Source organism: Sphingomonas sp. M6A6_1c (genome assembly GCF_053345135.1).
In genome coordinates, this window is record NZ_JBKEZO010000004.1 from 165,909 (window position 1) to 184,826 (window position 18,918).

The 18,918-nt window shown below is 68.8% G+C and carries 29 protein-coding genes; 21 read left to right on the forward strand and 8 right to left on the reverse strand.

Features of this window, described 5'->3' with window-relative positions:
* Position 1 precedes the first annotated feature (1 nt).
* From ACLBWH_RS09385 to ACLBWH_RS09405, 5 genes are all read left to right on the forward strand, one after another.
* The gene (locus tag ACLBWH_RS09385) at positions 2-604 is read left to right on the forward strand and encodes a TIGR02466 family protein (RefSeq protein ID WP_447798415.1); all 603 of its coding nucleotides are present in this window, start codon (positions 2-4) and stop codon (positions 602-604) included.
* Positions 605-661: 57 nt separating this feature from the next.
* A complete protein-coding gene (locus ACLBWH_RS09390) occupies positions 662-988 on the forward strand; it encodes a 5'-nucleotidase (protein ID WP_447798416.1) in 327 nt (108 codons plus the stop codon).
* Positions 989-1,044: 56 nt separating this feature from the next.
* Positions 1,045-1,197: a hypothetical protein gene (locus ACLBWH_RS09395; protein ID WP_447798418.1), complete on the forward strand. Its 153-nt coding sequence runs from the start codon at positions 1,045-1,047 to the stop codon at positions 1,195-1,197.
* Between the two features lie 85 nt (positions 1,198-1,282).
* Positions 1,283-1,588: a glycine zipper 2TM domain-containing protein gene (locus tag ACLBWH_RS09400; protein ID WP_038662836.1), complete on the forward strand. Its 306-nt coding sequence runs from the start codon at positions 1,283-1,285 to the stop codon at positions 1,586-1,588.
* Between the two features lie 98 nt (positions 1,589-1,686).
* Complete coding sequence (locus tag ACLBWH_RS09405; protein WP_447798810.1) at positions 1,687-2,112, forward strand: OsmC family protein; 426 nt, start codon at positions 1,687-1,689, stop codon at positions 2,110-2,112.
* A 63-nt stretch (positions 2,113-2,175) separates the two neighbouring features.
* Here ACLBWH_RS09405 and ACLBWH_RS09410 read toward each other — a convergent pair whose 3' ends face one another.
* The gene (locus tag ACLBWH_RS09410; RefSeq protein WP_038662840.1) at positions 2,176-2,397 is read right to left on the reverse strand and encodes a hypothetical protein; all 222 of its coding nucleotides are present in this window, start codon (positions 2,395-2,397) and stop codon (positions 2,176-2,178) included.
* A 109-nt stretch (positions 2,398-2,506) separates the two neighbouring features.
* On the opposite strand from ACLBWH_RS09410, the gene ACLBWH_RS09415 reads away from it, so the two are divergent.
* From ACLBWH_RS09415 to ACLBWH_RS09445, 7 genes are all read left to right on the forward strand, one after another.
* Complete coding sequence (locus ACLBWH_RS09415; protein WP_447798420.1) at positions 2,507-3,226, forward strand: hypothetical protein; 720 nt, start codon at positions 2,507-2,509, stop codon at positions 3,224-3,226.
* A 253-nt stretch (positions 3,227-3,479) separates the two neighbouring features.
* Complete coding sequence (locus ACLBWH_RS09420) at positions 3,480-4,556, forward strand: extracellular catalytic domain type 1 short-chain-length polyhydroxyalkanoate depolymerase (RefSeq protein ID WP_447798422.1); 1,077 nt, start codon at positions 3,480-3,482, stop codon at positions 4,554-4,556.
* Positions 4,557-4,636: 80 nt separating this feature from the next.
* Positions 4,637-5,026, forward strand: a complete 390-nt coding sequence (gene crcB / locus ACLBWH_RS09425) for a fluoride efflux transporter CrcB (RefSeq protein WP_447798424.1) — start codon at positions 4,637-4,639, stop codon at positions 5,024-5,026.
* Positions 5,023-6,150, forward strand: coding sequence for an RluA family pseudouridine synthase (locus ACLBWH_RS09430; protein WP_447798426.1), 1,128 nt, complete (start codon positions 5,023-5,025; stop codon positions 6,148-6,150). Before crcB ends, ACLBWH_RS09430 begins: the two co-directional genes overlap by 4 nt.
* A 438-nt stretch (positions 6,151-6,588) precedes the next feature.
* Complete coding sequence (locus ACLBWH_RS09435) at positions 6,589-7,242, forward strand: HAD-IA family hydrolase (RefSeq protein ID WP_447798428.1); 654 nt, start codon at positions 6,589-6,591, stop codon at positions 7,240-7,242.
* Entirely contained in the window at positions 7,239-7,457 is a 219-nt protein-coding gene (locus ACLBWH_RS09440) for a hypothetical protein (protein WP_447798430.1), read from the forward strand. The genes ACLBWH_RS09435 and ACLBWH_RS09440 overlap by 4 nt, the downstream gene beginning before the upstream one ends.
* Positions 7,454-8,146: an ATP12 family chaperone protein gene (locus ACLBWH_RS09445; protein WP_447798432.1), complete on the forward strand. Its 693-nt coding sequence runs from the start codon at positions 7,454-7,456 to the stop codon at positions 8,144-8,146. The genes ACLBWH_RS09440 and ACLBWH_RS09445 overlap by 4 nt, the downstream gene beginning before the upstream one ends.
* Here the strand turns inward: ACLBWH_RS09445 and gmk are convergent.
* From gmk to ACLBWH_RS09475, 6 genes are all read right to left on the reverse strand, one after another.
* Positions 8,130-8,786, reverse strand: a complete 657-nt coding sequence (gene gmk / locus ACLBWH_RS09450) for a guanylate kinase (protein WP_322850361.1) — start codon at positions 8,784-8,786, stop codon at positions 8,130-8,132. The genes ACLBWH_RS09445 and gmk overlap by 17 nt on opposite strands.
* Positions 8,787-8,886: 100 nt before the next feature.
* Positions 8,887-9,084 carry a hypothetical protein gene (locus ACLBWH_RS09455; protein WP_322850360.1) on the reverse strand — a complete coding sequence of 66 codons (198 nt, stop codon included), beginning with the start codon at positions 9,082-9,084 and terminating at the stop codon, positions 8,887-8,889.
* Entirely contained in the window at positions 9,081-9,296 is a 216-nt protein-coding gene (locus ACLBWH_RS09460) for a hypothetical protein (protein WP_322850359.1), read from the reverse strand. Before ACLBWH_RS09460 ends, ACLBWH_RS09455 begins: the two co-directional genes overlap by 4 nt.
* A 95-nt stretch (positions 9,297-9,391) precedes the next feature.
* A complete protein-coding gene (gene fumC, locus ACLBWH_RS09465) occupies positions 9,392-10,780 on the reverse strand; it encodes a class II fumarate hydratase (RefSeq protein ID WP_322850358.1) in 1,389 nt (462 codons plus the stop codon).
* A gap of 76 nt (positions 10,781-10,856) precedes the next feature.
* On the reverse strand, positions 10,857-11,276 hold the full coding sequence (locus tag ACLBWH_RS09470) for a GNAT family N-acetyltransferase (RefSeq protein WP_447798434.1): 420 nt from the start codon (positions 11,274-11,276) through the stop codon (positions 10,857-10,859).
* Positions 11,273-11,758, reverse strand: a complete 486-nt coding sequence (locus tag ACLBWH_RS09475) for an SspB family protein (RefSeq protein ID WP_322850356.1) — start codon at positions 11,756-11,758, stop codon at positions 11,273-11,275. The genes ACLBWH_RS09470 and ACLBWH_RS09475 overlap by 4 nt, the downstream gene beginning before the upstream one ends.
* 75 nt (positions 11,759-11,833) lie before the next feature.
* On the opposite strand from ACLBWH_RS09475, the gene hisB reads away from it, so the two are divergent.
* From hisB to ACLBWH_RS09520, 9 genes are all read left to right on the forward strand, one after another.
* A complete protein-coding gene (gene hisB / locus ACLBWH_RS09480) occupies positions 11,834-12,421 on the forward strand; it encodes an imidazoleglycerol-phosphate dehydratase HisB (protein WP_137899362.1) in 588 nt (195 codons plus the stop codon).
* Positions 12,418-12,735: a YciI family protein gene (locus tag ACLBWH_RS09485; RefSeq protein ID WP_447798437.1), complete on the forward strand. Its 318-nt coding sequence runs from the start codon at positions 12,418-12,420 to the stop codon at positions 12,733-12,735. Before hisB ends, ACLBWH_RS09485 begins: the two co-directional genes overlap by 4 nt.
* Positions 12,732-13,337, forward strand: coding sequence for an imidazole glycerol phosphate synthase subunit HisH (gene hisH / locus ACLBWH_RS09490; protein WP_447798439.1), 606 nt, complete (start codon positions 12,732-12,734; stop codon positions 13,335-13,337). The genes ACLBWH_RS09485 and hisH overlap by 4 nt, the downstream gene beginning before the upstream one ends.
* Before the next feature lie 147 nt (positions 13,338-13,484).
* Complete coding sequence (hisA, locus tag ACLBWH_RS09495; protein ID WP_447798440.1) at positions 13,485-14,222, forward strand: 1-(5-phosphoribosyl)-5-[(5-phosphoribosylamino)methylideneamino]imidazole-4-carboxamide isomerase; 738 nt, start codon at positions 13,485-13,487, stop codon at positions 14,220-14,222.
* A gap of 166 nt (positions 14,223-14,388) precedes the next feature.
* On the forward strand, positions 14,389-15,159 hold the full coding sequence (gene hisF, locus ACLBWH_RS09500) for an imidazole glycerol phosphate synthase subunit HisF (protein ID WP_322850352.1): 771 nt from the start codon (positions 14,389-14,391) through the stop codon (positions 15,157-15,159).
* Positions 15,156-15,311 (forward strand): hypothetical protein, encoded by a 156-nt coding sequence (locus tag ACLBWH_RS09505; protein ID WP_322850351.1) that lies wholly within the window; start codon positions 15,156-15,158, stop codon positions 15,309-15,311. Before hisF ends, ACLBWH_RS09505 begins: the two co-directional genes overlap by 4 nt.
* Before the next feature lie 32 nt (positions 15,312-15,343).
* A complete protein-coding gene (locus ACLBWH_RS09510) occupies positions 15,344-15,652 on the forward strand; it encodes a phosphoribosyl-ATP diphosphatase (protein WP_322850350.1) in 309 nt (102 codons plus the stop codon).
* An 8-nt stretch (positions 15,653-15,660) separates the two neighbouring features.
* Positions 15,661-16,038: a histidine triad nucleotide-binding protein gene (locus tag ACLBWH_RS09515; protein ID WP_322850349.1), complete on the forward strand. Its 378-nt coding sequence runs from the start codon at positions 15,661-15,663 to the stop codon at positions 16,036-16,038.
* A 148-nt stretch (positions 16,039-16,186) separates the two neighbouring features.
* Positions 16,187-17,779: an amino acid permease gene (locus ACLBWH_RS09520; protein ID WP_322850348.1), complete on the forward strand. Its 1,593-nt coding sequence runs from the start codon at positions 16,187-16,189 to the stop codon at positions 17,777-17,779.
* A 117-nt stretch (positions 17,780-17,896) separates the two neighbouring features.
* Here ACLBWH_RS09520 and ACLBWH_RS09525 read toward each other — a convergent pair whose 3' ends face one another.
* Positions 17,897-18,895, reverse strand: coding sequence for an adenosine kinase (locus ACLBWH_RS09525; protein ID WP_447798443.1), 999 nt, complete (start codon positions 18,893-18,895; stop codon positions 17,897-17,899).
* Between the last annotated feature and the right edge of the window lie 23 nt (positions 18,896-18,918).

Below are 18,918 nucleotides of genomic sequence, written 5' to 3' on the forward strand. Positions count from 1 at the left end.
AATGACCGTCCGCACCCTGTTCGCCACCCGCTTCTACGAGGACGATCTCGGCGACGCCGCGCTGCTCGAAGAGCTGGAGGATGCCTGCCTCGACCTCGCGCGCGAGGATCGCGCCGGCGTCGCCTGGTCGAAGGCGCACGGCTATCGCGGCTATACCTCCTACGCCTCGCTCAACGATCTGCCGTCGCGCGACCCGCGCTTCGCCGACCTCGTCAAGCTGCTCAACAAGCATGTCGCGCGCTTCGCCGATGCCTGCGCCTTCGATCTCGGCGGCCGCAAGCTCAAGCTCGACAGCCTGTGGGTCAACGTCCTCAAGCCCGGCGGCACTCATTCGGGCCATATCCATCCGCACAGCGCGGTCAGCGGCACGATCTATGTCGCGACGCCGCCGGGCGCGGGCGCGCTCAAGCTGGAGGACCCGCGGCTGCCGATGATGATGGCCGCCCCCACCCGCCGCGCCGACGCCGACGAGAGCCACGCCACCTTCGTCTATGCCGAGCCCAAGCCGGGCAGCGTCTTCCTGTGGGAAAGCTGGCTGCGCCACGAGGTCGTCCCCAATGCCGCCAAGGGCGAGCGGATCAGCATCAGCTTCAATTATCGCTGAGCCGTCACGCGGCTGCCGCAATTGCCCGGCAGCTTCGCCGCATCGGGAGGCGACACGATGCGGCTGGCGATCATGATGGCTTTGCAGGCGGCACCGGTAGCGGGACCGCCGCTGCCCGCCGAGCTCCGCCCGGTCAAACCCGCATCGACGCCGGATGCCGTTCCCTGCTCCACCCCCGACCGGCGTGGCGACATCGTCGTCTGCGGCCGTGCGGCGGGCGCCGACCGCCTGCAACGGCTCGACGAAACCCGCTACGCCGAACGCCCGATCCGCGCCGCCACGACGCTCGGCAAGACCCGCCTCTCGGCCGAGGCGGAACAAGGCAGCCTGCCCGGCGGTCAGAGCGCGCCCCGGGCGATGCTCCGGCTCAAGATGCCGTTCTGACCGCGCGCGTCCGCGCCCTCATTCACCGTTCATCTCCTGCCGCTACCACCGTCCCCATGCGGTTCACCAAACAGCAGATCGGCCTCGCCGCCGTAGTCCTGCTCGCTCCCGGCGGCTTCGTCCTGGGCGCGACGCTTATCGCCAACCGCTACCGCAAGCGTCTGGCGGCGAAGGCGGACGAGCCCCCCGAACCCCCGATCGTTTCCTGAACGGAACGTTGTTTCAGGTTCATGCAACCGCGCCTAACAAGATGACGTTGATGCAACACGATTTTCACAGAACGGGAGTGTAACAATGCGGAATCTGATGCTTGCGATGGGCTGTGCGGCGATGGTGGTGCCGGCGACGATGATCGTGCCGGTGTCGAAGGCCGATGCGCAGCGGCATAAGTATCGCGAATGGCGCGACGATCGCGGCCGCATTCGCTGCCGCAAGCCCGACGGCACCACCGGTGCCGTGGTCGGCGCGGTCGGCGGTGCGCTGCTCGGCCGGACGATCGACACCCGCGGTGACCGGACGGTCGGCACGCTGGGCGGCGCGGTCGCCGGTGGCCTGCTCGGTCGCGAGATCGATCGCGGCGGCAAGCGTCGCTGCCGCTGAGCCGAGACCTTTTTAGGTCGACGGGGGCGTCGCGAGGCAACTCGCGGCGCCCCTTTTGCGTATCCCCTGCGACCTACCCCGATATGGAGATCGATGAGATGGTAACGCGCAGCGCTTCGGCGAGCTACGAGGGCCTCGGCAAGGACGGCAAGGGCAAGATCACGACCCAGTCGGGCGTGCTGTCCGATTCGCAATACGGCTTCAACACCCGCTTCGAGGATGGCGCCGGCACCAATCCGGAAGAACTGATCGCCGCCGCGCATGCCGGCTGCTTTACGATGGCGCTCGCCTTCGCCCTGGCGGGTGCGGGCCACAGCCAGGGCAATCTCAAGACCGACGCCAAGGTGACGCTCGACAAGGACGGCGACGGCTTCACCATCACCAGATCGGCGCTGACCCTCACCGGCCATGTCGAGGGCATCGATCAGGCCGAGTTCGAGCGGATCGCCAACGAGGCCAAGGCAGGCTGCCCCGTCTCCAAGGTGCTGACCTGTGAGATCACGCTCGCCACCACCTTCGGCTGATCCCGGCCCGTCCCCCGGCTACGGCCGGGGGGCGCGGCGACCGTGGCAAGGGCTAGGCGCCGGTCAGAAGATCCCGCCGCCCAGGCTCAGCCGGATCGCGAAGATCACGATCAACACCAGATTGAGGTTGCGCCCGCCGTTCGACGACGACAGCGCGCCGAACGCGGCGCCGACGATGCCGATCGGAATGACGAGCCAGTTCATCCAGCCGAGCAGCGGGATGAACGCGACCAGCCCGAGCACCAAAGTGACGAACCCGATCGCGATGGAGACGATATTGAGCATCGCCCGGATATGGCCCCCGTCCCCGCACGGGACAAGCCGGGCCGGCGTGACGTAGTGTTAACCAGAATCGCCGGTGGCGCCTTAACGGCACCTGCGCCATGTCATTGTGGTGACTGCGATTCGCCCCCTTCTCCTGCTCGCTTTGGCGCTGACCGCGTGTAGCAAGCAGCCTGCCTCGCAGCAGGATCTCGACAGCCTCGACCAGGAACTCACCGCCGCCGGCCCCGGCAACCAGCGCGATCCCGCGCTGACCGCGGCGTTGCGCGACCAGATCATGGTCGATCCGGCGCTGACGCAGAGCGCCAACACCAACGTCGTCCGCCCGCCGAGCCGCCCCGATCCGCTGTCCGCGCCGCCCGAACCGGTGATCGCCACCCCCGACCGTGTCGCCGCCGCCGACCTCAAGCCGACCCCCGCCGCCAAGGCCGACTGTCCCGCCTGCCGCAAGGCGGACGGCGCGCTGACCCTCGGCGAACTCGCCAGGCGGCAATCGGCGGCCGGCGCGCCCTGCGCCGCACGTGTCACCTATTCGGCGGGCTGGGCCAACCGCCTGCCCGCGGCGGTGCCGCTCTACCCCGACGCCCGCGTCCGCGAGGCGGCGGGCAACGACGCCTGCGGCCTGCGTGTCGTCAGCTTCGCGAGCAGCGCCCCGGTCGGCCGCATCCTCGACTGGTATAACGCGCGCGTCACCCGCGCCGGCTATTCGGCCGAGCATCAGGCATCGGGCGCGCAACACGTCCTCGGCGGCACCCGCGGCGACGCCGCCTATGTCGTCTACGTCAGCCCCGACCCCGCCGGCGGCAGCCAGGTCGACCTCATCGTCCGGTAGGCGTGATCGACATTCTGCCTAGGCGGGATCGACCTTCATCGTCGTAATGTAAGTCCTCCCCCGCCAGGGGAAGGAATTGTCATCGTCCGCGAGCTGAACGTCGATCCCGCCTAGATCGCCCCTCCTCCGACAGGAGCGGCCGAGGATGGGACGGCAACGCACCTGCCGGCTTGCTATCCCACCCCGCCCGACCATATTGTGCAATGCAGCATCACACGCTTGGTGGCGGTCCTGTCCCTTTCGGAGTGCGCGCATGCGACGTTTGTCAGACACGATCAGCCGGCTCGCCGCGGCGCAGGGCCAGCAGCAGCCGTGGACGGGCGGCGGCGATCGCCTCGGCCAGCTCACCGGCTTCGGCCGCAATCCCGGCAATCTGCTCGCGCGCACCTATGTCCCCGGATCGGTGACGGCGAAGCCGGCATTGGTCGTCGTGCTGCACGGCTGCACGCAGACCGCCGCGGGTTACGACGCCGGTGCCGGCTGGTCGCAGCTCGCCGACGAACACGGCTTCGTCCTGCTCTTCCCGGAACAGCAGCGCGCCAACAACCCCAATCTCTGCTTCAACTGGTTCGCGCCCGAGGATGTCAGCCACGACCATGGCGAGGCCTTCTCGATCCGCGAGATGATCGCGGCGATGATCGACGCGCACGACGTCGACCCCGCCCGCGTCTTCGTCAACGGCCTGTCCGCGGGCGGCGCGATGACCGCGGTGATGCTGGCGACCTATCCTGAGCTGTTCGCCGGCGGCGCGATCCTCGGCGGCCTGCCTTATGGCACCGCGAGCGGCGTGATGCAGGCGCTCGACCGGATGCGCGGCCACAACATGCCAGACGCCGCCGCGCTCGGCACGCTGGCGCGCGACGCCTCGGCGCATCGCGGCGCCTGGCCGACGCTATCGATCTGGCACGGCGACGCCGACGCGACGGTCGACCAGACCAATGCCGAGGCGCTGCTGACGCAATGGCGCGCGCTGCATCAGGTCGCGGCGCGGCCCGACGTCGAGGCGACGCAGGGCAACCACGCCTATCGCGGCTGGCAGGACGGCGCCGGCCGGGTGGTGATCGAGGATCACCGCATCCACGGCATGGGCCACGGCACCCCGATCGCCGCCCACGGGCCGGAGGCGTGCGGCACGCCGGGTCCGTTCATGCTCGACGTCGGCCTGTCCTCGACCCGCCGCATCGCCGCCTTCTGGGGCATCGCCCCGGCGATCGCAGCCCCGTCGCGCGGCAACGCCAGACTGACCCGGATCGCCACGCCGTCGCGCGAACCGGCCGGCGTCGCCGGCGTCATCAACGACGCGCTCCGCGCCGCCGGATTGCTGCGCTAGGGCGCCCCCACGCCCCACAGCGCGCGCGACACCAAACCCCCGCATTCCCTTGTACCCAATACTTCTCTAGGGCTGGCATCATGCCTCTTCTGTTCGTCATGATCGGCGGTGCCCTCGGCTCCGCCGCGCGTTATCTCACCGGCCGCGCCGCGCTCACCGCGCTTGGGCCGGAGTTTCCCTACGGCACATTGGCCGTCAATCTCGTCGGCGGACTGCTGATGGGCGTGCTCACCGCGATCCTCGCCCGCGCCGGCGGGCTCGCCGAGCCGTGGCGGCTGTTCCTCGGCGTCGGCGTGCTCGGCGGTTTCACCACCTTCTCCAGCTTCAGCCTCGACGCCGTGACGATGATCGAGCGTGGCGCGCTCGCCCCCGCCTTCGGCTATGTGCTGGTGTCGGTGATCGGATCGATCGTCGCGCTGTTCGCCGGCCTCGCCGCGACCCGCGCCCTGCTCGCCGGAGCCAGCGCATGAGCGACGCCAAGAACGACACCCGCGACGGTGTCCGCCAGTTCAACGTCGGCTATGACGACGACGGCATCCGCCTCGACCGCTGGTTCAAGCGCCACCTGCCCGAAACGAGCTTCACCACCGTCGCCAAATGGGCGCGCACCGGCCAGTTGCGCGTCGACGGCTCGCGCGTCACGCCGGGCGACCGGATCAAGGCCGGCCAGACGCTGCGCGTGCCGCCGCCCGAACCGGTGATCGAGGATACGCCCGACGCCCCCCGTCCCAAGCGCGAACGCCCGCCGCTGAGCGAGGAGCAGATCGCCTATGCGCGCGAGATGGTGATCCACAAGGATCTCCAGGCGCTCGTGCTGAACAAGCCGCCCGGCCTCGCGACGCAGGGCGGCACCAAGACGTCCGAGCATGTCGACGGCCTGCTCGACGCGCTGCAATATGATGCGGAGGGGCGGCCGAAGCTCGTCCACCGGCTCGACAAGGATACGTCGGGCGCGCTTCTCGTCGCGCGCACCAGCCGCGCCGCCGCCTTCTTCGCCAAGGCCTTCTCGGGCCGCACCGCGCGGAAGGTCTATTGGGCGCTGGTCGTCGGCGTGCCGTCGATCGACGACGGCATGGTCGACCTGCCGATCGGCAAGCAGCCCGGCACCGGCGGCGAGAAGATGCACGTCGACGAGGAGAACGGCCAGGCCGCGCGCAGCCGCTATCGCGTCGTCGAGCGCGCCGGCAACCGCTGCGCCTGGGTCGAGCTGCAGCCCTTCACCGGCCGCACCCACCAGCTTCGCGTCCATATGGCGGCGATCGGCCATCCGATCGTCGGCGACGGCAAATACGGCGGCGCCGCGGCGTTCCTGACCGGCGGCGTCAGCCGCAAGATGCACCTGCACAGCCGCCGCATCCGCGTCGACCATCCCGACGGCGGCAGCATCGACGAGACCGCGGACCTGCCGACGCATTTCGCCGAGAGCCTCGCCACGCTGGGTTTCGACATCGCCAAGGGCGACGCCATGCCCTTCGATGAACCGAAAAAAGGCCCGCCCCCCAAGGCGGTGCTCAAGCAGCGCGCCAAGGCGCATGCCAAATCGATGCGCAAGGAACACCGCGGCGAACGCCGCCGCCGCGGCAGCCCGGACTGAGCCGGGGCGCGCTACCGACGAGGCGCGCCCCCCTCACCGCGTCACCGGAGACGAGTCGGGACGCTCGCGAACGTCACCCCATTACCCGTAAGCCTGTACCCCGGCGAAGGCCGGGGCCCAGTTGGGAGGGCCGTCGTACGTGTCGGACACCGTTCCAAATCTCCACGGCCTACCAAGCCGCTCGCATAGCACGATAAACACGAACGTCTGTCCTACCCCCGTCGACCGGCGTATGCCCGAACCATGCACACCCCGCCCGCCCTCATCGTCCCGCCCGCGCGGCAGCACGAAGGCCCCTTCACGCCGTTGGGATATCCCGCCCCCATCATATCAAAAACGGAAACGATACCCCCCGATCGTTTCCGTTAAGGTGTCCATGTTGTCCATGTCGCCCAACACCCTCTTCACCGCTCCACCGGCGCCCGCTACGGCGATGCGATGACCAAACTCGCCGTATTCGACTGCGACGGCACGCTCGTCGATAGCCAGGCCAACATCTGCCAGGCGATGGAGGCGACGTTCCGCATCGCCGACCTGCCCGCGCCGCCGCGCGCGGCGATCCGCCGCATCGTCGGATTGAGCCTGGTCGAGGCAGTCCGCGCCTTGCTGCCCGACGCCGACGACGCACTCCACCGCAAGATGGCGGCCGATTACAAGGAGGCGTTCTTTGAGTTGCGCACCAGCGGCGCGATGACCGAAGAGCCGCTGTTCGAGGGCATCGCCGCGGTGATCGAGACGCTGGCGGCGCGCGGCTGGCAGCTCGGCGTGGCGACCGGCAAATCGGATCGCGGCCTTGCCCGCGTGCTCGAACACCACGGCCTCACCGATCGCTTCGTCACCCTTCAGACCGCCGACCGCCACCCCTCCAAGCCCGATCCGGCGATGCTGCTCGCCGCGATGGCGGAGGTCGACGCGACGCCTGCGCAGACCGCGATGATCGGCGACACCAGCTTCGACATGGCGATGGCCAAGGCCGCCGGCGCGCGCGCGGTCGGCGTCGCCTGGGGCTATCACGACGTCCACGATCTGGTCCGCGGTGGCGCCCAGGTCGTCGCGACGCGCACCGCGGCGCTGCTGGAGATCCTGGCGTGACCCCCGGCGACACGCGCGCGCGCAAGCGCTGGCTGGCGATGGTCGGCAGCCGGCTGGCGGGCAGCGCCGGCGCGGTGTTCGGGCTGGTGCTCGCCGCCCGCTCGCACGACTGGCCGGTCAAGGTGCTCGGCGTCGCGATCACGCTGTCCGCGCTCGCGGTGATCGCGATCGTGCCGGCGAGCCTCGCGCACCGCTGGCGGACGCCCAGGCCATGAAGCGCTTCTGGACCGACGTGACGATCGATGCCGACCGCGTCGTCACGCTCGACGGCCGGCCGGTGCGCACCCCCGGCCGCGTGCCGCTCGCGTTGCCGACCGATGCGCTCGCCGCCGCGATCGCCGACGAATGGCGCGCGGTGGTGGAGACGATCGATCCGCGCGCGATGCCGCTGACCGGCCTCGCCAACGCCGCGATCGACCGGGTCGTGCCCGATCCCGCCAGCTTCGCCGCCGGCCTCGCCGCCTATGGCGAGAGCGACCTGCTCTATTATCGCGCGCTGTCGCCCGATGCGCTGATCGCGCGGCAGCAGGCGGCGTGGGACCCGTGGCTGGACTGGGCGCGCGCGCGCTACGACGTGCATTTCGAAACGACCGCCGGCGTCATGCACCGCCCACAGCCGCCCGCGACGCTGGCCCGGCTCGGCGAGGCGGTGGCGGCGCTCGATCCCTTCCGCCTCGCCGGCCTGTCGCCGGTGGTGACGATCACCGGATCGCTTATCCTCGCGCTGGCGCTGGTCGAGCAGGCCGGCGACCCCGACACCTTGTGGACCGCGGCGAATATCGACGAGGATTTCCAGGCCGAACTCTGGGGCGCGGATTCGCTCGCGGTCCAGGCTTTGGCCAACAAGCGGCGCGACTATGACGCCGCGGTCGCCTTTCTCGCCGCGCTCAGGCCGTCCGGGTGAGCTTGCGGATGAAGCCGATCAGCCCGGTCTGCCGCGACCGTTTCAGCCGCTCGGCGGCCAGGATCGTCTTCACCCCCTGGAAGCATTGCTCGACATCGTCGTTGACCAGCACGTAATCGTAGCCATCCCAATGGCTTACCTCATTGGCGGCGCGCGCCATCCGCGCCTCGATCACCTGGGCGGTATCCGTGTTGCGGTTGGTCAGCCGCGCGCGCAGCTCCTCCATCGAGGGCGGGAAGATGAACACCCGCACCACGTCGCCGCCGGCGATCTGGAACAATTGCTGCGCGCCCTGCCAGTCGATGTCGAACAGCACGTCCTTGCCCGCGGCGAGCAGCGTCTCGATCTGCGCCCGCGGCGTGCCGTAGCGGTGGTCGAAGACGTGCGCCCATTCCAGGAACTCGTCCGCCGCGACCATGCGGCGGAATTCCTCGATATCGACGAAATGATAATCCTTGCCGTCGACCTCGCCGGGCCGCATCGCGCGCGTCGTCACCGACACCGACATGCCGAGTTCGGGTTCGTCGGCGAGCAATTTGCGCGCGATGGTCGACTTGCCCGCACCCGATGGCGAGGACAGCACGAACAGGACGCCACGACGGCGAAAATGGTGCGGGTCGGCGGAATGGGTCGTCGGCATGCGCGCTAGTGGCGTCTGCCGGGGCCAGGCGTCAAGCGCAGCCGGCTGAAAAGTCGAGAAAGCGGCCGTCCCCCCGCGTCGGGCGCGGGAGGATCACCGATCAGATGTCGCGCGACTGGCGGCGACGGTCATAGGCCTTCTTGGCGACATAGCCGCCGCCGATCAGCAGGCCGAGCGGCCCCATTCGCCGCATCGCACCCATCGACAATGCACCGATCGCCGCACCCTTCAGGCCGTTCTGGCCCTCGCGACGACCCATTTCGCGCCCGACGAGCGCACCGATAATCTTGCCGATCATGCTTCCACCTTTCCGAAAATCTGGTCTTTCAGTTCCGCTGCGCCGCGCAGCACGGCCCAGCCCACCGCGTAAGTGACGGCGAGCGGCAGCACGACCTTCAGCACATTGGCGGTCACCGCACCGATGATCGCGCCGTCGGCGACGCCATCGTCGTCACCAGACATCGAATCGATCGCGGCGCCAATCAGCGCGCCCGTGGTGGTGGTGCTCACGTCCGTCCCCTCTTAGCGTTGCGGCCATGGAAGCGCGCGAACGCCGGGGAAGTTCCTCGTAACGGAACCGTTCCGGCACTTACCCGCGGACGGGGTCAGCACCCGATCATCGTCTCCGGTCGCACCAGCCGATCGAACGTCGCCTCGTCGACCAGCCCCAGTTCGAGCCCCGCCTGTTTCAGCGTCTGCCCCTTCTGATGCGCATGCTTGGCGATCTTGGCGGCATTGTCATAGCCGACCTCGGGCGCGAGCGCGGTGACGAGCATCAGCGATTGCTCGACCAATTGCCCGATCCGCTCGCGATTCGCCTTCAGCCCGTCGACGGTCCGCTCGGCGAAGCTCTGCATCCCGACGCTGAGCAGCGCGATCGACCGCAACACGTTGGCGCCGATCAGCGGCTTGAAGACGTTGAGCTCCATATGCCCCTGCAACCCGCCGACGGTGACCGCGACGTTGTTGCCCATCACCTGCGCGGCGACCATCGTCAGCATCTCGGCCTGCGTCGGATTGACCTTGCCCGGCATGATCGAGCTACCCGGCTCGTTGGCTGGCAATTCCAATTCGCCCAGGCCCGATCGCGGCCCCGAACCAAGCAGGCGGATATCGTTGGCGATCTTGGTCAGCGCCACCGCGAGCACGTTGAGCGTGCCATGCAGATCGACCAGCCCGTCGTTCGATGCCAGCGCCTCGAACTTGTTGGGCGCGGTGATGAACGGCAGGCCGGTGAGCGCCGCGATCTCCGCCGCCACGTCTTCGGCGAAGCCCTCGGGGGCGTTCAGCCCGGTCCCGACCGCGGTGCCCCCCTGCGCAAGCGGCATGATGTTGCGCTCCAGCGTGCCCGCGATTCGGTCGCGGGCGTTGGCGAGCTGCTGGACATAGCCGGAGAATTCCTGCCCCAGCGTCAGCGGCGTCGCATCCTGAAGATGCGTGCGGCCGATCTTGACCAGATCGTTCCATTCCCGTGCCTTGGCGGCCAGCGCAGCGTGCAACCGGTCGAGCGCGGGATAAAGCTGCCGCGTTACCGCCAGCGCCGCTGCGACGTGGAGCGCCGTGGGGAAACTGTCGTTGGACGACTGGCCGCGATTGACGTCGTCATTGGGATGAACCGGCGTCTTGCCGCCGCGCGTGCCGGCGAGCTGCTCGTTGGCGCGGCCGGCGATCACCTCGTTGACGTTCATGTTCGACTGCGTGCCGCTGCCGGTCTGCCAGATGACCAGCGGGAATTGGTCGTCGAGCCTGCCCGCGGCGATCTCCTCGGCCGCATCCTCGATCGCGTCCGCCTTCTCGGCGGCGAGGCCATGCCGCCGGTTCACCCGCGCCGCCGCCTGCTTCACGATCGCCAGCGCATGGACGATCTCGACCGGCATCCGCTCGCGCGGTCCGAACGGGAAGTTCTCGAGACTACGCTCGGTCTGCGCGCCCCAATAGGCGTCGGCGGGAACGTCGATCGGGCCGATCGAATCGGTTTCGGTGCGGGTGCTCATGCGACATAATATCAAATGCGGGGTCGCTTGATTCAAGGGCGTGCGACACGCCTCTGGCAAGTACACCGATGCCGGGTCAGGCGATCCGCTTCGACAGGAAGAACCGTGCCTCACCGGGCGGATAGTCGTCGATCTGACCGAAGCAGCGATAGCCCAGCTTCTCGTAGAAGCCCCGCGCCTGAAAACTGAACGTGTCGAGCCACCGGCCGACGCAGTCGAGCCGCTTCGCCTCGGACTCGGCGGCGAGCATCAACGCGCTGCCGTGCCCGTGCCCCCGCATCGATGCCGGCACCACTAGATATTGCACGAACAGCCAGCGATAGCTCGCCATGCCCCATAGGCCGCCAGCGATCGCGCCATCGTCGCTGCGGATGACGATCGCGACAGGATGGCGCTCGGTAGGGCCGACCGCGGCATCGTTGAACGCGACTAGCGGCGCGAGGATCGCGTCGCGCTCCGTATCTCCGGGCACGGCGACGACCTCGATCACGCTCACTTCTTCCGCTTGAAGTCCACGCTCACCACGTTCGAGCCGTCCGCTGCCGGCGTCGCGGTGGGGCCGTCGTTTTCGGCCTCGTCATGTGGTTCAGGCCCGTCGCTCGGGTCTTCGGTCGCCTGGAAGCGCAGCTCGAAATTGACCGCCGGATCGTGGAAGCCGGTAATCGCCGAATAGGGAATGACCAGCTTCGAAGGCACCTGGTTGAAGCTCAGGCCGACCGAGAACTTCCGTTCGTCGACCAGCAGGTCCCAATAGCGGTTCTGCAACACGATCGTCATCTCGTCCGGGAAGCGTTCGATCAGCCGCTGCGGGATGTCGACGCCGGGCGCCTGCGTCTTGAAGGTGATGTAGAAATGATGCTCGCCGGGCAGGCCGCCCGATTCGGCGACGGAGCCGAGCACGCGGCCCACCACGGCACGCAGCGCCTCCTGGACGATCTCGTCATACGGGATAAGGCTATCGGGAAGGCCGTCGGTCATGCCCCTTGGGTAGCGTATCGCCCGGTCGGGTCAAGATTGTGCGTGACGACGCACGCTCCTATGGGACGAGCCGACATGCGCATCGCCACGATCAACCGCTCCACCGCCGAAACGCGGATCGACGTCACCGTCAACCTCGACGGCACCGGCGTCTATTCGATCAAGACCGGCATCGGCTTCCTCGACCATATGGTCGAACAGCTCAGCCGCCACGGCCTGATCGACATCGACCTCAAGGTCGACGGCGACCTCCACATCGACGGCCACCACACCGTCGAGGATTCGGCGCTGGCGCTGGGCCAGGCGGTGGCGCAGGCGCTCGGCGACAAGCGCGGCATCCGCCGCTACGGCGACGCGCTTTCGCCGATGGACGAGACGCTGACCCGCGTCGCGCTCGACATTTCGGGGCGGCCGTGGCTGGTGTGGAAGACCGCCTTCACCGTCTCGCGGCTCGGCGAGCTCGACACCGAGCTGATCGAACATTGGTTCCACAGCTTCGCGCAGACCGCGGGGATCACGCTCCACGTCGAGACGCTGTACGGCAGCAACAACCATCATATCGTCGAGGCGGCATACAAGGGCCTCGCCCGTGCGCTGCGTACCGCGGTCGAGATCGACCCGCGCAAGGCGGATGCGATCCCTTCGACCAAGGGCGTGTTGTGAGCGAGCCCTTCGTCCGCCCCGGCACCAGCATGTGCGTCGTATCGCTGACCTATGGTGACGATCTCGACGCGATCGACGCGGCGATGAGCGATCATGTCGACTGGCTCTCGGATGCCTACGCCAACGGGATGCTGCTCGCCTCCGGCCGCAAGCAACCGCGCACCGGCGGCATCATCATCGCGATCGGCGGCAAGAAAGTGACCGAGGAGCTGATCGCCAAGGACCCGTTCGTATCGCGCGGGCTCGCGACGGCGGAGATCATCCCGTTCACCGCCAGCATGGCGGCGACGCCGCTCGCCGACCTGCTGTCATGACCATCGCGCTGATCGATTACGGCGCGGGCAATCTTCATTCGGTCGAGAATGCGTTGCGCGCAGCGGGGGCGACCGATCTGACCGTCACCGCGGATGCCGATGTGGTGGCGAAGGCCGACCGTATCGTGCTGCCCGGCGTCGGCGCGTTCGGCGCCTGCGCCACTGCGTTGCGCGGCGTGCCCGGCATGGTCGAGGCGATGGAGCGCCGCGTCCGGCAGGAAGGCGCGCCGTTCCTCGGCGTCTGCGTCGGGATGCAGCTGATGGCGGACGTGGGCGAAGAGATGGGGCAGCATCGCGGGCTCGGCTGGGTGCGCGGGCGCGTGCGGCGGCTCGAACCCGGCACGATGGACGCCAAGGTGCCGCATATGGGCTGGAACGACGTCGTGCCGCTGGGCGATCATCCGCTGGTGCCCGCGGGCGAGGCCTATTTCCTGCACAGCTATGCCTATGAGGGCGAGGACGTGATCGCGACCAGCGACCATGCCGGTCCGGTTACCGCGGCGATCGCGCGCGACACGATGCTCGGCGTGCAGTTCCACCCCGAAAAGAGCCAGCGTTACGGGCTGGCGATGCTTGAAAGGTTTCTCGCATGGCGGCCATGACTTCAGTCCTCCCCCGCCAGGGGGAGGTGGCAGCGAAGCTGACGGAGGGGGAGGATACGGTAAGGTCCGCGGTTGCGGAAACGCCCCCTCCACCACCGGCCTACGGCCGGCGGTCCCCCTCCCCCGCTAAAGCGAGGGAGGAATGATATGAGCCTCATCGTCTTCCCCGCCATTGACCTCAAGGGCGGTCAGGTCGTGCGCCTCGCCGAGGGCGATATGGATCGTGCCACCGTCTATGGCGACGATCCCGCCGCACAGGCGATGCTGTTCGCCGAAGCCGGTGCGCAGCATCTCCACGTCGTCGACCTCGACGGCGCCTTCGCCGGCGAATCGGTCAACGGCGAGGCGGTACGCGGCATCGTCGAGCGCTTCCCCGGCCACGTCCAGCTCGGCGGCGGCATCCGCAACCGCGCCAGCGTCGAACGCTGGTTCGACCTCGGCGTGTCGCGCGTCGTGATCGGCACCGCGGCGCTGGAGGACCCCGAGTTCGTCCGCGGTGCCGCGCGCGACTTTCCCGGCGGCGTCGTCGTCGCGGTCGATGCGCGCGACGGCATGGTCGCGACCAAGGGCTGGGCGGACGTTTCGACCACCAGCGTCGTCGACCTCGCCCGTCGCTTCGAGGATGCGGGTGTTGCGTCGCTCCTGTTCACCGACGTCGGCCGCGACGGGCTGCTAAAGGGCTGCAACGTCGAGGCGACGGTCGATCTCGCCCGCTCGGTGTCGATCCCGGTGATCGCCAGCGGCGGCGTCAAGGGCATCGCCGAAATCCACGTCCTCGCGCTCCACGTCCGCGACGGCGTCGAGGGCGTCATCACCGGCCGCGCGCTCTACGACGGGCGGCTCGATCTCGCCGCCGCGCTGAGCGTCGCGCAGGGGGCGGAATGATGATCGCGCGAAGACGCGAAGACGCGACGATGTCCGGTGTACGGAAGCGCTGGCCTGCCATCGCCGAAGGCAGAATATGGTCTGCCGACCGCCAGCGCCTGCTTGGGGTACGCCCTCTTCGCGTCTTCGCGTCTTCGCGTGAACCAACCTACTCGAGGGCTGCCGCATGACCGTTCGCGCCCGCGTGATCCCCTGTCTCGACGTCGCCAACGGTCGCGTCGTCAAGGGCGTCAATTTCGTCGAGCTGCGCGACGCCGGCGATCCGGTCGAACAGGCGCGCGCCTATGACGCCGCCGGTGCCGACGAACTCTGCTTCCTCGACATCACCGCCAGCCACGAGGATCGCGGGACGATCCTCGACGTCGTGCGGCGCACCGCGGCGGTATGCTTCATGCCGCTGACCGTCGGAGGCGGCGTGCGCAGCGCCGAGGATGCGCGCGCGCTGCTGCTCGCCGGTGCGGACAAGGTCGCGGTCAATTCCGCCGCGGTCGCGCGGCCCGAGGTCGTCGCCGACATCGCCGAGCGGTTCGGCAGCCAATGCTGCGTCGCCTCGGTCGACGCACGCCGCGTCGGGGAGCGCTGGGAGGTGTTCACCCACGGCGGCCGTCGGCCGACCGGGCTCGACGCGATCGACCATGCGCTGCACCTCGCCGAGCTGGGTGCGGGCGAGTTGCTGGTCACCTCGATGGACCGCGACGGCACGCGCAGCGGTTACGACCTCGCCTTGGTCCGCGCGATCGCCGACCGGGTCAGCGTACCGGTGGTGGCGAGCGGCGGCGTCGGCGGGCTCGACGATCTCGTCGCCGGCATCCGCGACGGCCATGCCAGCGCGGTGCTCGCCGCGTCGATCTTCCACTTCGGCGAGGCGAGCGTCGCCGATGCGCACGACGCGCTGGCGGCGGCGGGGATTCCGGTGCGCCGCCCGCTCGCGGCATGATCCCGCTCCTCTCGGTCGCGGGCGGCCATTCCGGCATCGTCCATCGCAAGACCGGTCCCGAATGGTCGGACCTCGCGCTGTTCGTCGTCGCGGCGGTCGGCGTTTGGCTCGTCCGGCGGGCGTTGCGGCGACGGTTCACCAGGAAGGATTGACCCGGACCCTCCTCCCGCGCCAAGCGGGGGCCATGGACCCGCTCGACCGCCTGGAAGCCACCATCCGCGCCCGCCGCGACGCCGCCGAACCCGGCAGCTCCTATGTCGCCAGCCTGTTCGCCAAGGGACGGCCGAAGATCGCGCAGAAGGTCGGCGAGGAAGCCACCGAGACGGTGATCGCGGCGCTCGCCGAACCCGATACACTCGCGTCGGAAGCCGCGGACCTCGTCTTCCATCTGCTGGTCCTGCTCGCCGATGCCGGACTGGGGCTGGACGACGTCCGCGCCGAACTCGCCCGCCGCGAAGGCGTGTCGGGCCATGACGAGAAAGCCTCGCGCTAGGAGGATCTATGCCGATCGACGCTACCCTGCCCTATGACGACCAGAACGTCTTCGCCAAGATCCTGCGCGACGAGATTCCGTCGAAGCGGGTGTATGAGGACGATAATGCGGTGGCCTTCCACGACATCGCGCCGGTCGCGCCGGTCCATATCCTGGTGATCCCGCGCGGGCCGTACGTGTCGTGGGACGATTTCGGCGCACGCGCATCGGAGGCGGAAATCGCCGGCTTCGTCCGCGCGATCGGTCATGTCGCGCGCGAACACGGTCTCGTCGCGCCGGGCTATCGCTTGCTCGCCAATATCGGCGGCGACGCCGGGCAGGAAGTGCCGCACCTCCACGTCCATCTGTTCGGCGGCAAGCCGCTGGGACCGATGCTGGCGGGTTGAGCCCGCCGCGCGCCCGTCCCCGCCACGGACGCCTTCCGGGGTGCCTTGCCGAGATAAGGGATTGCACCTGTCCCATTTGGGGTTAGCATCGGCTGCTTCACCATGCGGCGGCGATCAACGACCGTGCGCATATGGGGGGAAGAGCTGCATGATTTTCGGGCGCGTCAAACCACTCGACGCCATTCTCGCCACCGCCGAAAAACGCGGGCTGCACCGCTCGCTCGGCGCGTTCCAGTTGACCATGTTGGGGATCGGCGCCGTCATCGGCACCGGTATCTTCGTTCTCACCTCGGAAGCCGCGCAGAAGGCCGGCCCGGGCATGTTGCTGTCGTTCGTCGTCGCTGGCTTCGTCTGCGCGGTCGCGGCGCTCTGCTATTCCGAGCTCGCCTCGATGGTGCCGGTGTCGGGATCGGCCTATACCTATTCCTATGCGGTCGTCGGTGAATTGCTCGCCTGGATGGTCGGCTGGGCGCTGATCCTCGAATATGCGGTCGGCGCGAGCGCGGTCGCGGTCGGCTGGTCGAACCATGCGGTCGGCCTGTTGCGGGGTCTCGGCGTCGCCTTTCCCGCATCGATCAGCAATGCCGATGCGCTGATGGCGCACATGCAGGTCGCGTTCGGCGCGACGCCGAACGTCGATCTGCAGACCGCGATGGCGGTCGGCGGCTGGGTCAACGTGCCTGCGGTGATCGTCGTCGGCTTCGTCACCTGGCTGCTGATCATCGGCACGACCGAGAGCGCGCGGGTCAATTCGGTGCTGGTGCTGATCAAGATCGCCGCGCTCACCGCCTTCGTCGCCCTGACCATCCCGGTCGCCAAGGCGACCAACTTCGATCCGTTCCTGCCGACCGGTGGCGTCGGCGTGTTCGGCGCCGCGGCGTCGATCTTCTTCGCGTATGTCGGCTTCGACGCGGTCTCGACCGCCGCCGAGGAAACCAAGAACCCGCAGCGCAACGTGCCGATCGGGCTGATCGGCAGCCTCATCATCTGCACCATCTTCTACCTGCTCGTCGCCAGCGGCGCGATCGGCGCGATCGGCGCGCAGCCGGTGATGACCGCCGGTCAGGTGCTCGCCCCCGGATCGGCCGAGATGGCCGGCCGTTGCGCATCGATCGTCGCCACCGGCGCGATCGAGCCGCTGGTCTGTTCGAAGGAGGCGCTGGTCCATGTCCTCGACACGATCGGCTGGCCGGCGATCGGCCGGCTCGTCGGCCTCGCCGCGGTGCTGGCGTTGCCGTCGGTGGTGTTGATGATGATGTTCGGCCAGACGCGCATCTTCTTCACCATGGCGCGCGACGGCCTGCTGCCCGAGAAACTGGCGTCGGTGCATCCCAAGTTCCGCACGCCGCACGTCGTCACGGTCGTCACCGGCATCGCCGCGGCGGTCGCGGCGGCGGTGCTGCCGGTCGGCAAGCTCGCCGATTATTCCAACGCGGGGACGCTGTTCGCGTTCTTCATGGTGGCGGTGTCGGTGATGGTGCTGCGCCGGACCGATCCGGGTCGCAAGCGGCCGTTCCGCACGCCGGCGGTGTTCATCGTCGCGCCGCTGGCGATCATCGGCTGCGTCGGCCTCTATCTGTCGCTGCCGCTGACCGCCAAGCTGGTCCTGCCCTGCTGGGGGCTGATCGGGCTGGTGATCTATTTCGGGTACAGCCGCAGCCGGTCGTACGTCGGCCGCGGGATCTTCGACACGGTCGACGATCCGGCGATGCAGCCGGAGCTGGCCAAGCCGGTCGACTGATCGGGGTCGCTTTCACATACCGGGCCGGGGGAGCGATCCCCCGGCCTTTTTCATGCGCGCGAAGGCGCGGAAACGCGCCGTCCGCTCCCCCTCCCGTCGGGAGGGGGAGCGCGGGCCTCAGCCGAGCTTGGCGGCGGCGAGGGCTTTCATGTCGACATTGGGGCGGGCGCCGAAGTGGCTGATGATCTCCGCCGCGCAGATCGCGCCGAGCTTGAGCGACTGTTCCAGCCCCTTGCCCTGCGCCTGGCCGTGGAGGAAGCCCGCCGCGAATAGGTCGCCCGCGCCAGTCGTATCGACCACCTTGGCGATCGGCTCCGCGGTCACCTCGGCGCGGGTGCCGTGCTGGATCGCGCAGGCGCCCGCCTCGCCGCGGGTCACCACCAGGGTCGGCACCTGCGCCGAGAGCCTGGCGACCGCCGCGTCGAAATCCTCGGTCTCGGCGAGCGCAGTCAGTTCGCCCTCGTTGGCGAACAGGATGTCGATCAGGTTGTCGGCGATCAGCTGGCGGAAGTCGCCGCCGTGACGGCCGATGCAGAACACGTCGGACAGTGTGAAGGCGACCTTGCGGCCCGCCTTGCGCGCCGCCTCGATCGCCGCCCGCATCGCGGCGCGGGGCTCTTCGGGGTCCCAGAGATAGCCTTCGAGATAGAGGATCGCCGCATCCTCGATCACCGACAGGTCGAGCGCGCTCTCGGGCAGGAATTGCGAGGCGCCGAGATAGGTGTTCATCGTCCGCTGGCCGTCGGGCGTGACGAAGATCAGGCAGCGCGCGGTGGTCGGCTGGCCGGGGCGGACCGCGGTGGCGAAATCGACGCCGGCGGCGCGGATGTCGTGCGCGAAGACCTCACCGAGCTGGTCGTCGGCGACCTGACCGATGAACGCGGTGCGCCCGCCGAGCGCCGCGATCCCCGCGACGGTGTTCGCCGCCGAGCCGCCCGACACCTCGCGGCCCGGCCCCATCTTGGCGTAGAGCGCATCGGCATCCTCGGGCGAGAACATCAATTGCATCGAGCCCTTGGCGACGCCGATCGAATCGATGAAGGCGTCGTCGGCCTGGGAAAGCACGTCGACGATCGCATTGCCGATCGCGACCACGTCATATTTGGGCTGGGACAAGGATAGGGCTCCGGGGAAAACGT

Excerpts from the sequence above, each read along its gene's own strand:
- ACLBWH_RS09505 (WP_322850351.1), top strand. The coding sequence starts at position 15,156 with ATGATCCCGCTCCTCTCGGTCGCGGGCGGCCATTCCGGCATCGTCCAT.
- gmk (WP_322850361.1), bottom strand. The coding sequence starts at position 8,786 with ATGCCGACGACCCATTCCGCCGACCCGCACCATTTTCGCCGTCGTGGC.
- ACLBWH_RS09395 (WP_447798418.1), top strand. The coding sequence starts at position 1,045 with ATGCGGTTCACCAAACAGCAGATCGGCCTCGCCGCCGTAGTCCTGCTC.
- ACLBWH_RS09520 (WP_322850348.1), top strand. The coding sequence starts at position 16,187 with ATGATTTTCGGGCGCGTCAAACCACTCGACGCCATTCTCGCCACCGCC.
- ACLBWH_RS09445 (WP_447798432.1), top strand. The coding sequence starts at position 7,454 with ATGAAGCGCTTCTGGACCGACGTGACGATCGATGCCGACCGCGTCGTC.
- ACLBWH_RS09405 (WP_447798810.1), top strand. The coding sequence starts at position 1,687 with ATGGTAACGCGCAGCGCTTCGGCGAGCTACGAGGGCCTCGGCAAGGAC.
- hisH (WP_447798439.1), top strand. The coding sequence starts at position 12,732 with ATGACCATCGCGCTGATCGATTACGGCGCGGGCAATCTTCATTCGGTC.
- ACLBWH_RS09455 (WP_322850360.1), bottom strand. The coding sequence starts at position 9,084 with ATGATCGGCAAGATTATCGGTGCGCTCGTCGGGCGCGAAATGGGTCGT.
- ACLBWH_RS09420 (WP_447798422.1), top strand. The coding sequence starts at position 3,480 with ATGCGACGTTTGTCAGACACGATCAGCCGGCTCGCCGCGGCGCAGGGC.
- ACLBWH_RS09390 (WP_447798416.1), top strand. The coding sequence starts at position 662 with ATGCGGCTGGCGATCATGATGGCTTTGCAGGCGGCACCGGTAGCGGGA.
- ACLBWH_RS09435 (WP_447798428.1), top strand. The coding sequence starts at position 6,589 with ATGACCAAACTCGCCGTATTCGACTGCGACGGCACGCTCGTCGATAGC.
- hisF (WP_322850352.1), top strand. The coding sequence starts at position 14,389 with ATGACCGTTCGCGCCCGCGTGATCCCCTGTCTCGACGTCGCCAACGGT.
- ACLBWH_RS09410 (WP_038662840.1), bottom strand. The coding sequence starts at position 2,397 with ATGCTCAATATCGTCTCCATCGCGATCGGGTTCGTCACTTTGGTGCTC.
- ACLBWH_RS09430 (WP_447798426.1), top strand. The coding sequence starts at position 5,023 with ATGAGCGACGCCAAGAACGACACCCGCGACGGTGTCCGCCAGTTCAAC.
- ACLBWH_RS09515 (WP_322850349.1), top strand. The coding sequence starts at position 15,661 with ATGCCGATCGACGCTACCCTGCCCTATGACGACCAGAACGTCTTCGCC.
- ACLBWH_RS09475 (WP_322850356.1), bottom strand. The coding sequence starts at position 11,758 with ATGACCGACGGCCTTCCCGATAGCCTTATCCCGTATGACGAGATCGTC.
- hisA (WP_447798440.1), top strand. The coding sequence starts at position 13,485 with ATGAGCCTCATCGTCTTCCCCGCCATTGACCTCAAGGGCGGTCAGGTC.
- ACLBWH_RS09385 (WP_447798415.1), top strand. The coding sequence starts at position 2 with ATGACCGTCCGCACCCTGTTCGCCACCCGCTTCTACGAGGACGATCTC.
- crcB (WP_447798424.1), top strand. The coding sequence starts at position 4,637 with ATGCCTCTTCTGTTCGTCATGATCGGCGGTGCCCTCGGCTCCGCCGCG.
- hisB (WP_137899362.1), top strand. The coding sequence starts at position 11,834 with ATGCGCATCGCCACGATCAACCGCTCCACCGCCGAAACGCGGATCGAC.
- ACLBWH_RS09510 (WP_322850350.1), top strand. The coding sequence starts at position 15,344 with ATGGACCCGCTCGACCGCCTGGAAGCCACCATCCGCGCCCGCCGCGAC.
- ACLBWH_RS09400 (WP_038662836.1), top strand. The coding sequence starts at position 1,283 with ATGCGGAATCTGATGCTTGCGATGGGCTGTGCGGCGATGGTGGTGCCG.
- fumC (WP_322850358.1), bottom strand. The coding sequence starts at position 10,780 with ATGAGCACCCGCACCGAAACCGATTCGATCGGCCCGATCGACGTTCCC.